General features: G+C 60.2%; 18 protein-coding genes. 3 read left to right on the forward strand and 15 right to left on the reverse strand.

The genetic code is table 11. From position 1 onward, the window contains the following. Nucleotides 1–71: 71 nt before the first annotated feature. From LGH70_RS10080 to LGH70_RS10090, 3 genes are all read right to left on the reverse strand, one after another. A complete protein-coding gene (locus tag LGH70_RS10080; protein ID WP_226185107.1) occupies nucleotides 72–968 on the reverse strand; it encodes a transglutaminase-like domain-containing protein in 897 nt (298 codons plus the stop codon). A gap of 228 nt (nucleotides 969–1196) precedes the next feature. Next, a complete protein-coding gene (sucC, locus tag LGH70_RS10085; RefSeq protein WP_226185108.1) occupies nucleotides 1197–2399 on the reverse strand; it encodes an ADP-forming succinate--CoA ligase subunit beta in 1203 nt (400 codons plus the stop codon). A gap of 208 nt (nucleotides 2400–2607) precedes the next feature. Continuing rightward, on the reverse strand, nucleotides 2608–3744 hold the full coding sequence (locus tag LGH70_RS10090) for a glycoside hydrolase family 113 (protein WP_226185109.1): 1137 nt from the start codon (nucleotides 3742–3744) through the stop codon (nucleotides 2608–2610). 192 nt (nucleotides 3745–3936) lie between these two features. Between LGH70_RS10090 and LGH70_RS10095 the strand changes: the two genes are divergently transcribed. The 3 genes from LGH70_RS10095 (at nucleotide 3937) to LGH70_RS10105 (ending at nucleotide 7958) form a co-directional block, all read left to right on the forward strand. Next, entirely contained in the window at nucleotides 3937–4593 is a 657-nt protein-coding gene (locus LGH70_RS10095) for an ABC transporter ATP-binding protein (RefSeq protein WP_226185110.1), read from the forward strand. Between the two features lie 332 nt (nucleotides 4594–4925). Beyond that, nucleotides 4926–5738: a hypothetical protein gene (locus LGH70_RS10100; RefSeq protein WP_226185111.1), complete on the forward strand. Its 813-nt coding sequence runs from the start codon at nucleotides 4926–4928 to the stop codon at nucleotides 5736–5738. Nucleotides 5739–6035: 297 nt separating this feature from the next. After that, nucleotides 6036–7958, forward strand: coding sequence for a RecQ family ATP-dependent DNA helicase (locus tag LGH70_RS10105; protein ID WP_226185112.1), 1923 nt, complete (start codon nucleotides 6036–6038; stop codon nucleotides 7956–7958). 3 nt (nucleotides 7959–7961) lie between these two features. Here LGH70_RS10105 and LGH70_RS10110 read toward each other — a convergent pair whose 3' ends face one another. The 12 genes from LGH70_RS10110 to LGH70_RS10165 form a co-directional block, all read right to left on the reverse strand. Beyond that, entirely contained in the window at nucleotides 7962–8876 is a 915-nt protein-coding gene (locus LGH70_RS10110) for a helix-turn-helix domain-containing protein (protein WP_226185113.1), read from the reverse strand. A gap of 99 nt (nucleotides 8877–8975) precedes the next feature. Continuing rightward, nucleotides 8976–9971, reverse strand: a complete 996-nt coding sequence (locus LGH70_RS10115; RefSeq protein ID WP_226185114.1) for an aldo/keto reductase — start codon at nucleotides 9969–9971, stop codon at nucleotides 8976–8978. A 110-nt stretch (nucleotides 9972–10081) separates the two neighbouring features. Beyond that, entirely contained in the window at nucleotides 10082–11134 is a 1053-nt protein-coding gene (locus tag LGH70_RS10120; protein ID WP_226185115.1) for an aldo/keto reductase, read from the reverse strand. A gap of 185 nt (nucleotides 11135–11319) precedes the next feature. Continuing rightward, the gene (locus LGH70_RS10125; protein ID WP_226185116.1) at nucleotides 11320–12000 is read right to left on the reverse strand and encodes a type 1 glutamine amidotransferase domain-containing protein; all 681 of its coding nucleotides are present in this window, start codon (nucleotides 11998–12000) and stop codon (nucleotides 11320–11322) included. 48 nt (nucleotides 12001–12048) lie between these two features. Next, nucleotides 12049–12357, reverse strand: a complete 309-nt coding sequence (locus tag LGH70_RS10130) for a putative quinol monooxygenase (RefSeq protein WP_226185117.1) — start codon at nucleotides 12355–12357, stop codon at nucleotides 12049–12051. A gap of 32 nt (nucleotides 12358–12389) precedes the next feature. Beyond that, entirely contained in the window at nucleotides 12390–13388 is a 999-nt protein-coding gene (locus tag LGH70_RS10135) for an NADP-dependent oxidoreductase (protein WP_226185118.1), read from the reverse strand. Between the two features lie 153 nt (nucleotides 13389–13541). Continuing rightward, the gene (locus tag LGH70_RS10140) at nucleotides 13542–13976 is read right to left on the reverse strand and encodes an organic hydroperoxide resistance protein (RefSeq protein WP_226185119.1); all 435 of its coding nucleotides are present in this window, start codon (nucleotides 13974–13976) and stop codon (nucleotides 13542–13544) included. A 44-nt stretch (nucleotides 13977–14020) separates the two neighbouring features. Beyond that, a complete protein-coding gene (locus LGH70_RS10145) occupies nucleotides 14021–14470 on the reverse strand; it encodes a MarR family winged helix-turn-helix transcriptional regulator (RefSeq protein ID WP_226185120.1) in 450 nt (149 codons plus the stop codon). Nucleotides 14471–14641: 171 nt separating this feature from the next. Continuing rightward, complete coding sequence (locus LGH70_RS10150; RefSeq protein WP_226185121.1) at nucleotides 14642–14938, reverse strand: rhodanese-like domain-containing protein; 297 nt, start codon at nucleotides 14936–14938, stop codon at nucleotides 14642–14644. Between the two features lie 85 nt (nucleotides 14939–15023). After that, entirely contained in the window at nucleotides 15024–16916 is a 1893-nt protein-coding gene (locus tag LGH70_RS10155; protein WP_226185122.1) for a T9SS type A sorting domain-containing protein, read from the reverse strand. Between the two features lie 165 nt (nucleotides 16917–17081). Then, nucleotides 17082–17867, reverse strand: coding sequence for a PASTA domain-containing protein (locus LGH70_RS10160; protein ID WP_226185123.1), 786 nt, complete (start codon nucleotides 17865–17867; stop codon nucleotides 17082–17084). Nucleotides 17868–17993: 126 nt separating this feature from the next. Continuing rightward, nucleotides 17994–20753 carry a D-alanine--D-alanine ligase family protein gene (locus LGH70_RS10165; protein ID WP_226185124.1) on the reverse strand — a complete coding sequence of 920 codons (2760 nt, stop codon included), beginning with the start codon at nucleotides 20751–20753 and terminating at the stop codon, nucleotides 17994–17996. Nucleotides 20754–21095 lie beyond the last annotated feature (342 nt).

The raw sequence follows: 21095 nt of genomic DNA on the forward strand, positions 1-21095 counted from the left end.
CTGCGAATAAAGAAGGCCCCGTTGCTAAGCAACGGGGCCTTCTTTATGTTCTACGCTGATGTGCTGCTCAATTAGTAGGCACTGCCATTTTCCGGTAGCACGGGCTTGTTGGCCTCGCCGCCCATAAACTCCAGGGGGCGGGAGTAGAACGTGGCCACCGAGTTGGTGTAGCGCATGCGGCGAATTGGCGTGTCACGCTGAAATACGGTGGGGCATTTAGCGCCATTCGGGACCAGCATCACGCCGCTCGGCTGGGTCTTGATGCCAAAACGGTTATCGAGCACCGTATCGAAGTAGTAGAGGTAGGGGCTGATCCAGTTGAAATAGGTTTTGGCGCGGGTATTGGACGCCGTTTCGATGCGCAGGGCTGGATTGTTGGTAGACAGGGCCTTCTGCAACTCAATGGCGTTGATAGGCTCGTTGTCGAGCAAGGGCACAGCATCCCACTGCCCGTCCAGCATAGCCCATTTCTGCTGGTCCCGCAGCCACACTTCCGTTACGGCGTGGCCGGCACCCTGGCGCCGGGTTTCCGAGTCGGCCGTTTTCAGATACACGGCCCTGGCGGGGATGCCTACGGCCGTGAGCACGCCGCTGAGCACGATGCTGTACTCAATACACTGGAAGTTGCTGCCCATATCCGCCTCTTTCAGAATGGACAGCGGGTCCGGCTTTTTGGCCCGTACGTGTCCGTCGTGTACCCAGCGGTTATGCACCCAGGTGCAGAGTGTGCGGGCTTTGTCGAAATCGGTGGTTTTACCCGCTATGATGTCGTTCAGGGCGTAGTTCTCGCGCAGGGTTACCAGGTAGGCTTCATCCGACGAGCTGAACTGGAACGGACAGGGCGTCGCGTCGGGAGTGAGGGCAAATTCCAGTGGTTTCTCGGGAGCTGCCACGCGTTGAGCCGATGCCAAATCAGGGCCGCTCAGCGCTGCTATCAGCGCAAATCCTGCAATTGCCTTATGAATCATGGGTAGATGTGTCTGCAAGTAGGATGGACAGGAGGTAGGAGAGAGCTGAGTTCTAACGTGAAATACGGGGTTAGGTTGTTGGTATACTATGTTGCATAAGTAATAATAATTTGTTATTAACCTTGTTGATGGCCAGTCGGAACCACATGATTATGTGGCGCAAAAAAGCCCGCCCGGATAGTCCGGACGGGCTTTTCTAGTCGTTTCCGAACCCGGAAACGACTAGCGCTAGGCGACTTGCGAAGCCAGGACTTCTTTTACTTTCTGAGCGGCGTCTTTCAGCAATACGGCCGAGTACACCTTCAGGCCGCTTTCGTCGATGATGCGGGCGCCTTCTTCGGCGTTGGTACCCTGCAGACGCACGATAATCGGCACCTTGATGTCACCAATGTTCTTGTAGGCTTCTACCACACCGTTGGCTACCCGGTCGCAACGCACGATGCCGCCGAAGATGTTGATCAGGATGGCCTTCACGTTCGGATCCTTCAGGATGATGCGGAAACCAGCTTCTACAGTCTGGGCATTGGCTCCACCCCCTACGTCGAGGAAGTTGGCCGGCTCACCGCCCGAGAGCTTGATGATGTCCATGGTAGCCATGGCTAGGCCGGCGCCGTTTACCATGCAGCCCACGTTGCCGTCGAGCTTCACATAGTTCAGGTTCGAGGCCGAGGCTTCTACTTCCAGCGGGTCTTCCTCGTTGGTGTCGCGCAGGGCTACGAAGTCCTTGTGGCGGTACAGCGCGTTTTCGTCGAGGCTCACCTTGGCGTCTACGGCTAGGATCTTGTTGTCCGAGGTCTTCAACACGGGGTTGATTTCGAACATCGACGAGTCGGTTTCGTCGTAGGCCTTGTATAGGGCCGTTACGAACTTCACCATCTCCTTGAACGCCTCACCTTCCACACCGAGGTTGAAGGCAATTTTGCGGGCCTGGAAGCCCTGCAGACCCACGCGGGGGTCAATGATTTCCTTGTGGATCTTCTCGGGATGCGCCTCGGCTACTTCCTCGATGTCCATACCACCCTCGGTGGTATAGATGATGACGTTTTTGCCGGAAGTACGGTCGAGCAGCACGCTCATGTAGTATTCCTTGGGCTCGGAAGCACCGGGGTAGTACACGTCCTGGGCCACCAGCACCTTGTTGACCTTGCGGCCTTCGGCACCGGTTTGCTTGGTGACGAGCTGCATGCCGATGATCTGGCCGGCAATGTCTTTTACCTGCTCCAGGTTTTTGGCGAGTTTCACCCCGCCCCCTTTGCCGCGGCCACCCGCGTGGATCTGGGCCTTAATCACATGCCAGCTGGTGCCGGTGTCGGCGGTCAGCTTTTTGGCGGCTTCTACAGCTTCATCAGCGGTGTCGGCCACAATGCCTTCCTGGATACGGACGCCGTAGCTTTTGAGGATTTCTTTACCCTGATACTCGTGAATGTTCATAGAGGGTCAGTTCAATGGGGGTTGACGGGGTGGTGTTCTACTAGGCCACGAAAGTAGGCATTATTCGCTGTCATTGCGAGGGGCGCCCAGTATTCGGGATATATAGGAGGTGAAAATTGGCTTCTAACCCTCAGCGGCCTGTATTTGTTGCCATGGCCCGGCCGGAATAATCCGGTTAGTGCCGGCCTGCCGGTGGGTAGCTCCTAGTTCATTGCCCGTACCACTGGGCCATAATCTGCTCGGCGGGTTTGTGCTGGGGCGTGAAGTCGGCGTGGCGGCGGGCCGGACCATCGGGAGCCAGGCCGGGGTACCATTTCCAAATAAACAGGCCCTTAAACCAGGGCTGGGGCCAGAACGTCTCGAACAGGGCGGCGTAGCAGGCGGCCTGGGTTTGCTCATCGGGGGTAAGCAGCACGGCTGTGCGGTCGGGCCAGATCCAGGGCTCAATGGCGGCGTCGGCGGTGTTGCGGTAGCCGGCCTCGGTGAAGATCACCGGCTTGTTGTAGTGGCGCTGCACCCGCTCGATGGCCGCCCGGTGGGCCTGCCAGGCTGCCAGCAGCTCGGCTTTGGGCGGCCCTGCGTTCTTGCTCAGCGGGAAGTAGGCCTGAATGCCGATAAAGTCCAGGGCATCCCAGAATTTCACCTGCTCAAACTCCCCGCTCCAGTTGGCGGCGTAGGTCAGGGGGCCGTGGTAGATCTTGCGCACCTCCTTAATAAGTCGGCGCCATTCCTTTTCGTGGCCCACGGTTTTTTCCAGCTCGGTGCCAATGCAGAGGCCGCCAAAGTGGTGGGCTTCGGCCAGCCGGGCATAGTGGAGCAAAAATGTGGAGTAGGACGCAAACCAGGCCTGCCAGTCGGCTTTGGTCTGCATGCTGATGCTGCCGGGCCAAGCGCCTTTGCCCCGCACCCACAAGTGCGGCTTGAGCAGGGTTTGAATATTGCGTTTCCGGGCCAATTGATCCGTGAATACAATACCAAAGTCGGTTTCGCCCCAGTAGCCGCCCCGGCTGCGGCGGCGCTGCCCGGCCCCGGTGTGCAGCTGCACGGTGGGCTGCTGGGCGTCGGGCTGCCAGCCGAAGGGTATCTGCGCTATCCAGGTGACGTGGGCGCGGGTCAGGGGCGCCAGGTCGGCATCGGTTACCGAGTCGCCGGCTACCCAGCTCACGCCCCGGTAGCGGCCATCGGCCAGCAGTTCCGAGAGGGGCCGGGCCGGGGCCTGGATAGGCGGCAGCGGCGTGGGGGAGTGGGGCCACTGCCACCACGCCGCTGCAACGGCCAACAGCAACCCCAGCGCAGCTGCGGGCCACATCCAGAGCCAGGAGCGCGAGGCAAACAGAGCAGGCATAGCGGGCAAAGCGGGCAAAGCGGAAAGTAGATGAAAAAGAAATTGGGCGCAGAAGCAGCACTGCCAGCGTTTTATGCGTAGCAGGGCCGGGAGCTGGTCGGCAAACGAAGGCTAATCTGCATTCGAAACCCGACAACTCCCTACATTCCGTAGATTTGTTTTTAATACGCGCTCATTCAATTCTGCTTTCCCTTGCTGCAGGCCATCAACGTTCGAAAGAAATACAACACGCTGGAAGTGCTCCGGGGCATCGATCTGACGATTGAGAAATCGGAAATCGTGTCGATTGTGGGCTCTTCAGGAGCCGGCAAAAGCACGCTGCTGCACATTCTGGGCACGCTCGACAACCCTGATTCAGGCGAGGTGCTCTTCGATGGTACCTCGGTAAGCTCCCTGGGCCGCTCCAACCTGGCCAAGTTCCGCAACCGTCACATTGGGTTCATTTTCCAGTTTCACAACCTGCTGCCCGAGTTTACGGCCCTCGAAAACGTGTGCTTGCCGGCTTACCTGGCGGGCCGCTCCGAGAAGGAAACCCGGGTGCGGGCCCGCGAATTGCTCGGCATGCTGAACCTGGAGCGCCGCGCCGACCACAAGCCCTCGGAAATGAGCGGCGGGGAGCAGCAGCGCACGGCCGTGGCCCGGGCCCTGATCAACTCGCCCGAAATTATCTTTGCCGATGAGCCCAGCGGCAACCTCGACTCGCAGAACGCCCAGGAGCTGCACCAGATATTCTTTCTGCTGCGCAAAGAGCTGGGCCAGACCTTCGTGATTGTAACTCACAACGACCAGCTGGCCGAAATGGCCGACCGCAAAATCACCATGAAGGACGGCAACATCTGGGAAGGCTAGCGTTCAGCTTCCGATAACCCCCTCATAGCAAATACGTTGTAAGCTCTGTTGGACTCCGGTCCGGCAGAGCTTTTTTGTTGGGGTAGTTGCGAAAGCCGGAGTAAAGTCGCCTTGGCTAAATATTTTAGCATATAGTGCGGAAGCCAGGAACACATAGTATATGGCTTACGTTTGCTATTGTACTAACCTGGTTAGAAACAAGGTATTTCAAAATACTTTGTAAGTAATTGATAATCAATGATAAAATTTACTAAAAAAGTGCTGGTTTTTTGCACCAAAAACCCCGTACTTTAGTTTAGTAATAGAACAACAGAACGTACTACAGGACACTTATGGAAACCGCCATGAACGAAGCCACGAAAGCACCCAAAACCCAGGTCAACAAGACCAAAATCGAGAGCTACGATATTTCGCGCTCCGATGAGACGTTGCACTTGGCCACGGATCTGGCCAAGTTCATCAAGGACAACAAGCTCACCACGAATGTGCAGGGCAAGGAGTTCGTGAACGTGGAAGGCTGGCAGTATGCCGGCTCGCGCCTGGGCATTGTGCCCATCGTCGACCATGTCATCAACGTTTCGACCGAATCTGAAATAAAGTATCAGGCCAAAGTGACGCTGTTCGATCTGCGCAGCGGCCACACGGTAGGGGCGGGCTTCGCCATTTGCTCGAGCAAAGAGCAGGGCAAGAAGTTCTACCAGGAGTTTGCCATCATGAGCATGGCCCAGACCCGGGCTATCGGCAAAGCCTACCGTAACATCCTGGCCTGGATTATCCGGGCTGCGGGCTACGAGCCTACCCCGGCTGAGGAAATGGATTACGGCGGAAACACGACCGATGCGAAGGTGGTTGCTGCTGCTCCGGCTCCTCAGAAAGCTCCCGCTGCCCAGGTAGCCGCCGCCATGAAGGCCGTGCCGGCTGAGCCTGTAGCAGTTGAAGCTGCCGCTCCCGCAGTAGCCTACGCTACGGCCGCTCAGAAAGAGGAAATCATCCGTCTGCTCAACCATCCGGTGATTACCCGTCAGGAGAAGACCAAGATGCTCTTGAACATCAACCGTCTGGACGAAGAGCGCGCCACCCAGGCTATTGCCAAGCTCAAGAAGGCCATCGACGACCGTGAGAACGGCGAGTCGGCTGCCGCCTAAGGATTTATTGTTAGCTTATTTTATTCGAAAGCCCGGTTCCGTCATGGAGCCGGGTTTTTTTGTGTTGTGCTCAACGCCAGGTCTGTCACCCTAGATGGAGCAAAGCGAAGTGAAGGGCCTTATCAAGCTAGCACAAGTCGTTCATATAAGTGACTTTCTAAGCTGATAAGGTTCTTCGCTGGCGTACGCCAGATCAAGGATGACAGACGAGCAAAACAGGCAGCAAAAGCAGTGCTTCCGTTTCCCGCCCGGCTGCTGTACCTTCGCTAGTCTATTCTACCTCTATCCTTACGCGCTTTGTCACAGCTACCCACCGACGACATTCTGCTGGTTTTGCGCCAGACCTGGGGCCACTCGGCGTTCCGGCCTCTGCAGGAGGATATAATCCGCTCGGTGCTGGCTGGGCAGGATACCCTGGCGCTGCTGCCTACCGGAGGAGGGAAGAGCATCTGCTTTCAGGTGCCGGCCCTGGCCCGGCCGGGGTTGTGCGTAGTCGTGTCGCCGCTGATTGCCCTGATGAAGGACCAGGTGGAAAACCTGCGCAAGCGTGGCATCAAAGCCGAGGCCGTGTATGCGGGCATGAGCCATACCGAAATTGACCAGACCCTGGACAACTGCGTGTACGGGCCGGTGAAGTTTCTCTACGTGAGTCCGGAGCGGCTGCTGACCGACATGTTTCAGGCCCGGGTGAAGAAGATGAAGGTGAGCTTGCTGGCCGTGGACGAGGCGCACTGCCTTTCGCAGTGGGGCTACGATTTCCGCCCGCCCTACCTGCGCATTGCTGAGCTGCGGGAGCTGCTGCCCGGTGTGCCCTGCATTGCTCTCACAGCTACGGCCACCGAGCAGGTGCGCCAGGATATTGTCGAAAAGCTGCATTTCGGAGCCACCCATCGGGTGTTTCAGCAAAGCTTTGCCCGGCCCAACCTCTCGTACTCGGTGCTGAGTACCGAAGACAAGCTGCGGCGCCTGGAGGAAGTAGTGCGAGGCGTGGGAGCCGACAAAACCAGCATTGTGTACGCCCGCACCCGCCGTCAAACCGAGGATACGGCTGCTTTTCTGCAGCAGGCCGGGGTGAAGGCCGCACCCTATCACGCTGGCCTACCTTCCGAGCAGCGCACCCGCACCCAGCAGGACTGGATGCAGAACCGCATCCGTTGCATCGTGGCGACCAACGCCTTTGGGATGGGCATCGACAAGCCCGACGTGCGCCTGGTGGTGCACCTCGACGCGCCCGACAACCTGGAAGCTTACTACCAGGAGGCTGGACGAGCCGGGCGCGACGAGAAGTACGCCTTTGCCGTGCTTCTGCAGGGTCCCAACGACGCCGACGAGCTGCGCCGCCGCACCCAGCAAGCCTTTCCGCCCCTCGATACCGTGCGGCGCGTGTACCAGGCGCTAGCCAACTTCTCGCGCACGGCAGTGGGTGGTGGTGAGCTGGTGGCTTTCGACTTCGACCTGCAGCAATTTGCCGAAACCTACCGCATCAAGGCCCTGGACGCGCACAACAGCCTCCGGACCCTGGAGCGGGAAGGTTTCGTGCAGGTAAACGAGGCCGTGAACAACCCGGCCCGGGTCCACATTCCCATCGACCATACCGATTTGTACCGGTTTCAGGTGGCCAACGCCCAGCACGACCAGCTTATTAAAAGCCTGCTGCGCTTCAACGGCGGGGAGCTATTCGTAGGCTTCCAGCGTATTTCGGAAAACAGCTTGGCCCAGCACCTGAAGAAAAGCGTGCTGGATGTGCGCAAGATGCTCGTGTTTCTGCACCGCTCCGGTATTATTCAGTACCAGCCCAAGCACGAGTCGCCCCAGGCCTTGTTTACCACCGGCCGCCACGATGCCGACAAGCTACCGCTCGACCAGAAGCGCCTGAACCAGGCCCGGGAGCTGGCCGTGCACAAAACCGAATCGGTGATACGCTACGCCGACGGGGGGCGCTGCCGCCAGCAACTGCTGCTGGAATACTTCGGCGAGTTGGACGCGGCGCCCTGCAAGGTGTGCGACTATTGCCTGGCCCAAAAGAAAGCCCGGCAGCCTGCGGCCCCCGTAACCGGGTTGCGCGAGCAGCTGGTGCAGCTCCTGAAAACGACGCCCCAAACCCCGCGCGAAGTACTAGCCTACTTTGCCCCCGGCCAAGCCACTGCCGTTACCGAGCAGCTGCGGGAGCTGGTGGAACTGGGCGAGTTGCGCTACGCCCCGGATGGGCGGCTGGGGTAGCTTTTAATTCGCCGACACCCGGAAGGCGGCCGGCGTCAGGCCGGTTTTGCTCTTGAAGAGACGGGTAAAGTACTGTGGGTATTCGAAGCCGAGCTGAAAGGCGGTTTCGTTGATAGATAAGGACGTGCTGAGCAGCAGATGTTTGGCCTTTTCAATCAGCGCGTGGTGCAGATGCTGCTGGGTGGTTTGTCCGGTCAGGGTACGCAGCATGTCGCTCAGGTAAGCCGGCGACACGTGCAGGGCATCGGCAAAATATTGCACGGTGGGCAGGGGCTGCTCGCCATCCTGGGTAAAATAGGCCGTCAGCAGGGTTTCAAACCGGCTCAGCAAGTCGTGCTCGGTCGTGCGCCGGGTCAGGAACTGGCGGTGGTAAAAGCGGTTGGCGTAGCTCAGCAGTACGTCGAGCTGCGAAACCAGCAGCTCCTGGCTGAAGGCGTCAATGGCTTGGTCGTATTCGGCCCGGATACCGCGCAGCAGGCCTTCCAGTAAGGTTTCTTCCTTGGCCGAGACGTGCAAGGCTTCATGGGCCTGGTAGGAAAAGAAAGAATAGCCGGCCATTTTCTTGGCCAATGGGTGCTTCAACAGCAGATCGGGGTGGAAAATCAGCATCCAGCCGCTCAGTTCCGATGCATCCAGGGTGTCATCGGCGGCGAATACCTGGCCGGGCCCGAGAAAAAACAGGACGCCTTCACTGAAATCGTAGGATTGCCGGCCGTAGATGATGTTTCCTTTCAGGCCCCGCTTCAAGGCCACGGTATAGAGTTGCTGCACGACCGGCGTCGTAACGCGGGGCAGGCAGCGTGCCTCCTCCAGGTCGACTACCGTGAGCAGCGGGTGGGCCGGGGCGGGCAAACCGTAGAAGCGGGTATAGTCCGTGACGGTGTTGAGAACCAGGAATTCTTTGGCGGCAGCTTTCATAGCGGGGTAAGGTAAGAGGTAAGTTGGGCTGTTCGCTGCCTGGCTGGTTCGCAAACCGCTTCCGGGTTGAATACGAACAGCCCAACCCCCTGATCAGCTTTAGAAACCTTCGGGATAAGCCGCGCCGGCCGAGCTGCCCACCGGCATAATGGCTTCCAGCTCGGCTAATTCCGCGGGGCTGAGCGCAAGGCTGGCCGCCGCCACGTTCTGCTCCAGGTACTTACGGCGCTTGGTGCCCGGAATAGCCACCACGCCCTGGGCCAGCACCCAGGCCAGGGCCAGCTGCGCGGCCATGACGCCCTTGGCCTGGGCCAGCGCCTGGAGCTTTTCGACCAAAGCCAGGTTCCGGTAGAAATTCTCGCCCTGGTAACGGGGGAAAATCCGGCGCGAGTCGGAGGCTTCCAGGTCGTCGGGGCTCTTGAGTTCACCAGACAAAAAGCCCCGGCCCAGCGGCGAGTAGCCCACAAAGCCGATGCCCATGTCGCGGGTGAGCTGCAGCATGCCGTTTTCCTCCACGCCCCGGTCGAAGAGCGAGTACTCAGTTTGCAAAGCGGTAATGGGGTGCACCTGGTGGGCGCGGTGCAGAATGTCGGCCGACACTTCGGAAAGGCCCAAATAACGCACTTTGCCTTCTTCCACCAGGCGGCTCATAGCCCCCACGGTGTCTTCAATGGGCGTGTTCGGGTCGAGGCGGTGCAGGTAGTAAAGGTCCACGTAGTCGGTACCCAGGTTGCGCAACGAACGTTCAATGGATTTGCGCACGTACTCGGGGCGGCCGTTGTACTGGCCGGTCCAGTTTTCCTGGTCATCTACTTCGAAGCCGAATTTGGTGGCCAGAATAACCTCCTGGCGCCGGCCGGCAATGGCCCGGCCCACCAGCCGCTCGTTCAGCAGCGGGCCATACAGGTCGGCCGTGTCGAGCAGGTTGATGCCCAGCTCCAGGGCCCGGTGAATGGTAGCTACGCTTTCCGTTTCGTCGGCCTCGCCATACACGCTCATACCGTTTACGCCGGCCGTCATGCCCATGCAGCCCAGGCCTTCGACGGGTACTTCCAGGCCCTGGCTGCCCAGGGCTACTTTTTTGATGGTGCTCATTGTTGTGGTTGTCAAGGGAATAGTAGGAACAGATTACACTACAAAGGTCTGGCGGCAGCACTCCGGCCGAGCTATACAAACCGGTGCTTGTGCAACACAAAACGCGGCATCTACCGCCACGCCTGCACCTCGTGGCCCCCAAAGATGCTGCGGTTGACGGCCGGCGAGAAGATGCCGTAGGGGGAGGTCGGGGCCGGGGCACTGGCTTCATCCAGCCGCTGCAGCTGCTCGGGCGTAAGCTGAAGGGTGAGCGAAGCCAGGTTATCGTGAAGCTGGCTAAGCTGGCGGGCTCCCAGAATAAGAGAGCTGATACTTGGCTGGGCCAGCGTCCAGGCCAGAGCCACCGGAGCCAGGGGTTGCTCCAGTTGGGCGGCTACGTCGCGTAGCGTTTCCAGCACGCGCCAGTTGTGGTCGGTAAACTTGCTGTTGCCAAAGGGGTTAGGGCCGGTGAGCCGCCCCTGGCCGCTGGCTGAGCCGGTGCCTTCGGGCCGGTACTTGCCCGCCAGAAAACCAGCCGCCAGGGGGCTCCAGGGCGTAATGCCCAGCCCGCAGGCGCGGGCCGCGGCTACGTGCTCCTGCTCAATGGTGCGGGACACGAGCGAATACTCGAGTTGCAGGGCAATAGGGCCGGGCTGATGGTGAACCGCCGCCAGCGTAGCGGCTTGGGTCGCGTACCAGGCGGGCACGTTGGAGAAGCCGAAGTAGCGGATTTTGCCCGCCCGCACCAGGTCCCCGAGCGTTTGCAGCACTTCCTCCACCGGCGTCACCATGTCCCAGGTGTGCAGCCAGTACAGGTCCAGGTAATCGGTGCCCAGACGGCGCAGGGAGCCTTCCAGGGCCCGGTACAGGTTTTTGCGGCCGTTGCCGCCGGCGTGAGGGTTGCCGGGCTGGGCATTGAAGCCGAATTTAGAAGCCAGTACCAGCTGCTCCCGCAGGCCGCGGGCCTTGATGTAGCGGCCGAGCAACTCTTCACTGCGGCCGCCGGAATATACATCAGCAGTGTCCAGGAAATTGCCGCCCGCCTCCACGTAGGCCGTAAAAACGGCTTCGGATATCTCGTCGGTCGAGCCCCAGCGTGGGTTGCCGAAGGTCATGGTGCCCAGGGCCAGCGGACTAACCACCAGGCCCGAGCGGCCCAGGGTGCGAAAGGAAGTCAGGTTCATAGAGCAGGGGAATGGGTGGCAGAAAGTACTCGGCAAAGGTGCGGCCCGCACCTGCCCGCGGAGCTATACAAACCGCCGCTTCTGCAACACAAACTGCCGACCAATCCCACCTCAAAACCAACGTCGCCCCGGCCGCTTCTGATACCAGAGCAGCCGGGGCGACGTACAGGGTTCCGCTCGGAAACCTACTTCTTGAGCAGTTTCAGCAATTCTTCGGCGGCGGGTTCCGAAGAAGCCGGGTTCTGACCCGTAATCAGGTTGCCGTCCGTCACGACGTAGGGCTGCCAGTCGGCACCTTTGGAGTAGTTGCCGCCGTTTTCCTGCAGCATGTCTTCCACCAGGAAGGGCACAACGTCGGTGAGCTGCACGGCCGCTTCTTCGGTGTTGGTGAAGCCGGCTACTTTTTTGCCTTTCACCAGCGGCTCGCCGTTGGCGGCTTTCACGTGGCGCAGCACGCCGGGCGCGTGGCACACGGCGGCCACCGGTTTGCCGGCCGCATAGAGCGTCTCAATCAGCTCAATCGACTTTTTGTCCTCGGCCAGATCCCACAGCGGGCCATGGCCGCCGGGGTAGAATACCGCGTCGTAGTCGGCAGCCGAAACCGAGTCGAGCTTCACCGTGGAGGCCAGGGCCTGCTGGGCGGCGGGGTCGGCCTTGAAGCGCTTGGTGGCGTCGGTCTGGGCGCTGGGGTCGTCGCTCTTGGGGTCGAGGGGCGGCTGGCCCCCGGCGGGCGAGGCCAGCGTGAGGGTGGCGCCGGCATCTTTGAAAACGTAGTAGGGGGCGGCAAATTCCTCCAGCCAGAAGCCGGTTTTGTGACCCGTGTTGCCCAGCTCGTCGTGGGACGTCAATACCAATAATATGTTCATAGTGCGTTGTGTAGAAAGGGGAAGAAAGGAAAGTGAAAAGGGCCGTACTTAGGCCAGCAGCCGGTAAAACGTGGTTTTGCGCTCGGCCAGCAGGGGCACAATCTGATTCAGCACCAGCTCCTGAAAATGCGGGGCGGCCCGGTGGGCTAGCTGCGCGTCCTGGCTCACATACTGCTCGTAGATGAAAAACCGCGCCGGCTCGTCGGCCGACTGGTGGGCGGTGTAGACCAGGTTGCCGGGCTCGTGCTGGCGCACGGCCGCCGCGGCTTCGAGCAGCAGGCGGCGCACAGTTTCTATGTGGCCGGGCTGCACCAGCCACTCGGCGGCTACGCAATAGATATCGGCTGAAGTGCTCATGTTGCGGGAAATAGGGGAGGGAGGTAAAGCGGCTAGGCTACTTTCACAATGGCTTTGCCGGTGTTTTCGCCTGTGAAAAGGCCCAGGAAGGCGGCCGGAATCTGGTCGAAGCCTTCGGTAATGGTTTCCTCGAACTGCAGTTTGCCCTGGCCATACCACTCGGTCAGCTTCCGTACGCCTTCGGGCCAGCGGCTGAAGTAGTCACTCACGATAAAGCCCTGGAGCTTGGCGCTGGTTTTGAGCAGCTTGCCTTCGGGCCGGGGGCCTACGGGGGCTTCGGTATCGTTATAGCTCGAAATCTGGCCGCAGAGGGCAATGCGGGCGTGCTTGTTGAGCAGGTCGTACACCGCGTCGGTGATGGGGCCGCCCACGTTGTCGAAGTAGCAGTCTACGCCGTTGGGGGCCGCAGCGGCCAGGGCCTGGGCAATGTCGGGCGTGGTTTTGTAGTTGATAGCCTCATCAAAGCCCAGCTGCTTCAGGTACGCCACCTTCTCATCCGAGCCGGCCGTGCCAATCACACGTGCTCCCGCAATCTTGGCCAGCTGGCCCACCACCATGCCCACGGCCCCGGCTGCCCCCGATACGACTACCGTTTCGCCGGCTTTGGGCTGGCAAATGTCGAGCAGACCGAAGTAGGCCGTCAGCCCCGGCATGCCCAGCAGGCCCAGGAAGTAGCTCACCGGGGCTTTGTCGGTCGGGATGCGGTTCAGGCCTTTGCCGTCGGCGAGGCTGTATTGCTGCCAGGGCAGGTTGCCGACCACCACGCTGCCCACCGGCAAGGCTTCATTTTGGCTTTCGAGTACTTCGGCCACGGCCCCGCCCGCAATAGGCTCGCCCACGGTAAAAGGCGGCACGTAGGATTTACCCTCGTTCATGCGACCCCGCATGTAGGGGTCGACCGATACGTACAGGGTTTTGAGTAGCACCTGGCCCACACTGGGCGTTGGCAGCTCGATGGTTTCAAACTGGAATTGCTCAGCCGTCGGCAGACCTTTCGGGCGGCTGGCCAGCAGAATGGTTTGGGTTTTCATAGCGGCAGGATTGGGAAAAGAATAGAAACAACGGCGCCTGTCAGGCAGCGTTGTCGAAAGACATATTCCTTTGAAACGAGTCGTGATGACGATGGTCGTTCCAGCGGAAAAAGTCCTTCAGCAGTGCCGCCCGACAGGCGCCAGAAATAATGCTTACGCGTTGGTCGTCGTATTGAGCGTCACCTCAATGTTGCCTTTAGTAGCGCGCGAGTAGGGGCAAATGCCGTGGGCGGCTTCTACCAGCTGCTCGGCCTGGGCCTGCTCCACGCCGGGAATGTTCACGTGCAGATCGGCCGAAATGCCGTAGCCGCCGTCTTCCGCTTTGCCGAAGCCGATAAAGGCTTCCACCGTTACGCCTTCCAGCTTCACTTTGGCCTGGCGGGCGGCTACGCCAAGCGCACCTTCGAAGCAGGCAGCATAGCCGGCGGCAAACAGCTGTTCGGGGTTGGTAGCACCCGCTTTGCCGGGGCCGCCCATTTCCTTGGGCGTGCTCAGATCCACGTCCAGCACGTTGTTGCTGGTGCTAACATGACCGTCGCGGCCACCTTTGGCCAATGCTTGCGCAGTGAAGATTTTTTCGATTTTCATCGGAATAGAGAAGAGTGTGAGTTGGGTAAAAATAACCCGCCGGATCAGGCGAGCTTGGTTAAAAGCGTGTTGAGTTGGGAGCGAAGCTGCTCGAATTCATCCTGCGACATGCCCATGTGCCCCAGCAGCTGTTCGGGAATGTGGCAGGCGGCCTCGCGCAGGGCTTGGCCGGCTGGCAGCAGCGCAATGAGCACCGACCGTTCGTCGCGCGGGTCGCGGCGGCGGCTGAGCCACTGCTTCTGTTCCATACGTTTGAGCAGGGGAGTGAGCGTGCCCGAGTCGAGCAGTAGCTTTTCGCCCAGCTCCTTCACCGTCAGCTCGTCGTGCTCCCACAGCAGCAGAAATACCAGGTACTGCGGGTACGTCAGGTCCAGGGCCTGCAGATAGGGCTGGTAGGCCTTGGTCAGCATGCGCGAAACGGCATACAGCGGAAAACACAGCTGGTTTTCCAGTTTTAGCAGGGCCGCAGAAGAATTTTCGCTCGGAGTACTCATAGGGTTGTGCAAGTATAACGGGTTTGATTGCGCAATGTTTGATTGTGTACAATTAAATTTCTTATCTGATTATAACGTATTCGGTGTCAGGGCTTAAAAGTCGAGCAACAAGAAAGCCGGCCCTCCGCAGTTCGGAAAGCCGGCTTTCGAAACCTAAAAAGGAAAGTTGCTCTACGCTTTGTAGGCCGTGATGCCGCCGAGCAGGTTGCGCACGTGCGAGAAGCCGTGTTGGGTCAGCAGGGCCTTGGCCGTAGCCGAGCGTCCACCGCCTTTGCAGTGCACGATAATTTCCTGGTCTTTAAACTCTTCCAGGTCGGCAATTTTGTCGGGCAGAGTGCCCAGGGGAATGTTCTGGCTGCCGTCGATGCGGGATTCTTCATTTTCCCAGGTTTCGCGCACGTCCAGGATGATGGGGGTTTCGCCGGTGGCCTGGCGCTGCTTTAGCTCTTCGGGGGTGATGTCGTTCATAGGGGTAGGAGCGGGTGATACGTGACAGAAAGTACGGTGTCGGGCGCAACAATAGCCAATTCAGCCGAGGAATCAGCGAAACGGGTTAGCGGGCCAGCACCAGGCGCTTGTGCACAAGCTGGCCATCAGGCAAGGTAAGCCGCACCAGGTACACGCCAGCGGGCAGCTGGCGCAGGTCCAGCTCGCCGGTGCGGCTCTGGCCCGCAGGCTGCGTCCAGACGCTGCGGCCCAGGGCATCCAGCACGGCGGCTTGCTGGTAGGCACCTTCCACCCGCACCACGCCCGAGCTGGGGTTGGGGTAGAGCGAATAAGCTGCTGCCGCCTGGGCCTCGGTGTTGGCCGTTACGGTCTGGTTATTGGTCATCACCGGGCGCATAATAATGGAGCCATTCGGAGCACCGCCCACGCTGGAGTAGTCGAAGGAGGCGTTTTCCCAGGTACCAAACGTGTTTTTGAGGAAGTAGCCCTCCGGAGGCGCGTTGTTCAGATCCAGGGCAAAAGGCACCACCGAGTTGCCGAACGGCCCATGCCCGTAGCCCACGTAAAACGTGCCCGAAACCGGTACCGGGCTTGAAAAGATGATGTCGATGTAGCGCTGGCCGGCTGGCAGCGTGGCCGGAATCGTGAAGCTTTGGGTGGCCTTGGGCTGGGCACCGGGCTGGCCGTTCACGTCGTCCCACACGTTAGCCGTAATCAGGCGGCCGGCCGCGGCGGGCAGAATTGGGTAGAGGCGCAGGCTGCGCACCTGGTCGGGCTTGTTCAGGTCGAAGCGGTAGGCGCGGTAACGGACGCCGGTGTTCGAAAACCGCTCGATGCTGAGCGTGCCTTCCGGCGTGCCGTCGTCGTAGGCGTAGTAGTTTTTCAGCTCCGTAAGGCGCGAGATGGTGTCGTTGCGTACCGTGCGGGAGGTAGCGGCTTCCCCCGTGAGCAGGTAAATAGAATGGCGCAGCACCTTTTCTTCGGGCGTCACGGGAATGGCAAGACTGCGGGCGTCCACCGTCACGGGGCTCTGGCGCGTGCCCGGGTCGAGCGACTTGCCGGCCTTGGTGGTGGTAGCCACGGGGCCGGCAGGCAGAATCTGCACCGTGCCCAGCCAGTCGACCGGGGTGCTGGCCGGGCCGGGGCCCAGATTGTTTATTGTGGTGCTGATGACGTTGTTTAGCTCCGCGCTGGGAGTGGCATTGGCGTTGTACTGCCACACCGGCATAGCCGTGTAGCGCTTCAGCAGGCTGGTGAGCGGGCGGCTGGTGGCAATGTCGCGGCTGGTAGAGTCGGTGGCCGAGCGGTTGCGGTCCAGGCGCACGTAGTCGATGCTCCAGGCGTCGTCGTTGTCCACGTTCGACTGGTTGCCGGAGGTATGAAACCGGAACTGGAACCCCGCGTGCAGGTAGCGCGCTTCGGCCACGGGAAACAGCAGCTGCCGGAAGCCCGTGCGTACGCCCTGACTGCGCTGCATCCAGATCTGGCGCCAGATGCCGTTGTTGTCCAGGAATTCGAGCCGGATAAACACCGGCCGCGAACTGCTGGCATTGGTCGGGGCCGAGAAAATATTGCCCGCCTGCCAGAAATAGCTCAGGTACACGTTGTCGCCCGGCGTGAGGCCGCTCAGGTCGATGGGCTGGGACGTGAGCGTATCGGTGTCGCTGAAGAAGCTGCCGTAGGGCTGCCCGTTGCCTTTCAGGCCGTCGAAGGTGACGGCCCCGCGGGACGGTGGCGCCAGCACAAATCGGTTGTTGACCAGCGTGCCGCCGCCCCGCTGCCAGCGCTCCTGGCTGGGCGCGCCTTCGGGCTGGGTAGAGAAGTCGTCGAAAAAGGGCAGGGCGAGGACACTGGGGCGGGCCATTTCGGGCTGCGTCGTCAGCGAAGCCGCGCGGCTGGGGTCATTGGTCAACGGGCCTACTTCCTGGGCCTGGGCCGCAAGGGGCAGCAAGCCGGCCGCCAGCAGAAAAGACTGTACTAATCGTAATGAACGGGTCATAGAGGCAAGTTACGTAAGCCAAACGTGGGCGGCGGTCAGAATATTTCAAGGCTTGGGCCCGGGGCGCCCGGCCGCAGCAGTAGCGGGTATACGCTACAAGCAAAAGACCTTCCCGGCGGTTCCGAAAAGGTCTTTTGCAAAAGCTGCTGATCAGTGGAACACTGGTTACTCCACGGCTTTAAGCGGGGCGTCGCCGGCTATCCACAGGTCCACGAGCTGGCCCATGCGGATAGTGGCGCCGGGCGAAGGTACGGGGCGCTGCTTCACCACGGTGCCATCCGTCTGACCTTCCTCGGCGGGCTGGTAGAAAATTTCGCCCACCTGCAGGCCCTGGCCCACGAGCAGCGTGGCGGCTTCATCCTGGGGCATGTTCACCACGTTGGGCACCGGGAACTCCTGGTTACCCTGCCCGTCGCCGACCACCAGATCCACGCGGGTACCTTTGGCAATGGGGGCACCGGGCGCAATTTCCTTCCCGTTCACGAGCTGCTTGAGCACGGCGTTCTGGGCCAGGTCGGGCACCAGCTTGATTTCACCCACCACTAGGTCGTAGCTTTTCAGAATCATCTGGGCATTTTTCACCGAGCCGTCTACCAGCTTGGGCATCTTAATCACCGGTGGGTTTTTCATGCTCACCGAGATGTAGATTTTGCGGTCTTCCTTCACCCGCTCGCCCGGTGCAGGGTCCTGGGTCAGCACGGTGAAGGGCGCAATGGTGGGGTTATAGCTGCTGTCGTCCACGAAATAGCGCAGGTTCCGCTCGTCGAGGTAGTCTTCCAGGGCTTCCTGCTTCATGCCCGTAATCTTGGGCACCACGATGGTTTCGCCGTGGTTGGTGGTAATGGGCAGGTAGACGAAAAAGAAGCCAAACAGCAGCAACGCTCCCGCGGCCCCAATCACCAGCAGGTGCTTTACCAGGTCGAGGGGCGTATCCGATTTAAGAAATGACATTGGGGAAGAAATGCTAAAAGTTGGGAGCCGGAATTCAGCGCGAAAGGTAGGAGCTAAATGCCATTAGAAAACTATAAACCAGTTCCCCTCCTCAGTTGAGGAGGGGCATTAGAATAGCTTCTGGCTCTAGCCGGCGGCGGTCAGCTTGGCGTTGCGCTCTTTGCCGAATTCCAGAATCCGGTCGATGAAATCGTAGGGCGTGTAGCCGTTGAGGGCCGTTTGGTGGAAGATGCAGGTGGCGGGCGTCATGCCGGGCAGAGAGTTTACCTCGATGATGATAACCTCCACGGCCCCCGTCTCGCGCACCCGCACGAAGGCGTCGATGCGGGCATAGCCCTGGATGTTGAGCACCTCGGCCACACGCTTGAGCTCGGCTTTCACCTCATCCGAAATGCGCTGCCGCTCCTGCGCCTGCGGGGCATAGCGGGCGGGCGTGATGTTCTGGCCTTCGCCGGCCAGAAACTTCTCTTCCAGGCTCAGCACCTCGCCGTTGGCCAGGGCTTCGGAAGCTTCGAATACTTCGATTTCCAGCTGCCCGTTGGCTTTCCAGTGGGTGAGCAGGCCGCCGGTAACTTCGAGGAAGTGCTTGGCCCCGTCGCGGCTGATGAGGGTTTCAACCAGGAAGGCGTCCTTTTGCGGGAACTCCTCCTTGAAGCCTAGGTTCAGTACCGTGGCGGGCTCAGGCATGAGGTCTTCCTGGTCGCGGAAGATGAGCTGGGTGAAGGCTTCGAGCTCCGCGCGGTTCTTGATTTTCTTCACGGCCGAGGAGCAGCCGTCGTCGGCGGGCTTGGCAATGAAGGGGTAGTGAAACTGCGTTTCCAGGCTGCGGTAGAAACTTTCGGCGTCGGCGTCCCACTCCAAGCGGGCAGCCATGCGGTGCTCGGCCACGCGCAAACCGGCTTCGCGCAGGCGGCGGTTCGTCTCAAACTTGTTGATGGTGATGCTGCTGCTTTCAACGCCCGAGCCATTGTAGGGCAGGCCGTACTGCTCCAGCTGCTTCTGCAGGGCGCCATCCTCACCGGGGCGGCCATGCAGGGCAATAAAGACTTCATCCACCTCGTGGGCCAGCTCCTCGAACGACAGGCAGCGGGGCTGAGCCGTGGCCTGACCGGCGTAGGTGCTTGTAATGGCATTGGCCTCAATCCGAATCCGCTCCAGCACCGGGTGCAGGGCGTGGCCGGCTTCGGCATACTCGATTTTCTCCCGGATGTCGTCGGCGTTGTCCTTGAGCATCACATTGATGGGCAGCACGTAGAGGCGGAATTCCTGGCTGTTGCCGGTCAGAAACACGGGCACGGGCTCGTACTTCACGCTGGAGCTGAGCTTCTCGTAGATGTTGCGGCCACTTTCCACCGAAATGTGGCGCTCCGACGAGTAGCCGCCCATAATGACGGCCACTTTGGTGCGGGTGCGCTCCTCGTGCTGGCGCGAGGCCACGGCCTCATCGAGCTGCTGGAGCAAACCTCCCAACTGCACGGGCTTCATGCCGGCGCGGCGCCGAGCGGCCAGGGAGGTGCGAATCAGGTAGGTGAGGAACTGCGAGGGGTTCAGCCCGATTTCGGCGGCCTGGTGGAAGAAGAACGACGCCGGCAGCATGCCCGAGGTCGTGTTCGGGTCGTTGAGGAAAATTTGGGCGTTTGGAAGGGTAGGCGTTTGTTCTCCCTCATACCCTCTTACCCCCTTGCCCTCATTCCCTGCAACTATGAATCCGTCGATGCGGGCGTAGACTTGAAAGCCGAAGGTGCGGAACATCTCCTCGCAGGCCTCCCGGATGCGTTGAATCTCGTCCTCGGGCAGGTCAATCGGGGTAATTTTGCGCGAGAGGCCGGGCAGGTACTTCGAGCGGTAGTCGAACATTTCCTCGCCCTTCACAATCTCGGTGGGGGGCAAGGCCAGCGGGTTGCCCTGCGGGTCCTCCACCACGATGCAGCTGAACTCCCGGCCTGCTACGAACGACTCAACCAGCACCTGGGCCTCGCCGTCCACGTTGGTCAGCCGCACCGATTCGGCCGTTTGCAGCCGCTCGTTGAGCGTGTTTAGCAGGGCTTCAGGGTGATAAATAACCTCGGCTTCCGCGTCCAAAACCACCGGCAGACCAATACCGTCGCGGATGTCGGTCAGGTGCTGGACCCAGGCAATCTTGTCCTGCTCGCCTAGGCGCGTCCATTCCTCACGGGTCACGGTTTTGCGGAACAGGCTGCGCTCCACGGCGCGAGCAAACTGCTCGGCATTGGCTTCGCGCAGAATGGAAATACCGATGCTGGAGCCCTGGCGCGGTGCTTTAAACACCAGCGGCAGGCCCAGCTCGCGCACCAGGTAATCCATAATGGCCGGCTGGCTGGCGGCCGTGTCCCATTCCTCGCCGGTTAGCACGCGGTAGTCGGGCGTAGGCTTATGCAGGGCTTTGAGCAGCTTTTTCTGGGCAATCTTATCAATGCCAAAGGCCGAGGGCAACACGCCCGAGCCGGAGTACGGGATGCCGTACCATTCGAGCAGGCCCTGAATGGCACCATCCTCGCCGCCGGGCCCGTGCAGGGCCAGAAAGGCGAAGTCCATCAGCTCGCGCAGCTCCGCGGGCTGCACGCGCCGGCCCACTTCACCGATGATTTTATCCTGCTCCTCCATGCTTAGCTCGCCCAGGCTTTCCAGGTACACCTGCAGCTTGTGCTGGGAGTTGGGCAGGGCCGACACGGGCGGGTAAAAGTCGCGGATGGTGCCCTTGTAGATGAAGTGCCAGTCGAGCAGAATGAAGTTGCCGCGGCTGTCCACGAAGATGGGAACGGCCTGGAACAGGGACTTGTCCAGGTTATCATATACCGTGCGGCCGCCAGCAAAGGAAATTTCCCGCTCACGCGACGGGCCGCCGAAGAAGATGCCTATTTTCATACGTAGGACAAAGGTACGAGTCATTGGGGGATTGACGACGCGCCAGCCAGTAGCGCGAACTTTGTAGTTCGCGTACCTGAACGACCTATTGGCGCAGGCACGCGAACTACAAAGTTCGCGCTACGATCTGCCAGTGGCCTTAAGAGGAATTCTCAAACCTGTTTTGACATGCCGAAAGTCAATTGAGGAAGCCCCGAAGCCGTTTTGGCATGCTGCTAAGATAGGATTGAGGCGTGCTCAGAGCAGATTTAGCGCGTCAAAAGTCGGTTGAGGTGTCCTCAAAGCAATTTTTATCTGCTAAAACTAAATTGAGGGGGCCCCAGAGGAGTTTTTACACGTCGA

It is taken from the genome of Hymenobacter nitidus, from assembly GCF_020447315.1.
In the GTDB taxonomy this organism is placed as follows: Bacteria; Bacteroidota; Bacteroidia; order Cytophagales; family Hymenobacteraceae; genus Hymenobacter; species Hymenobacter nitidus.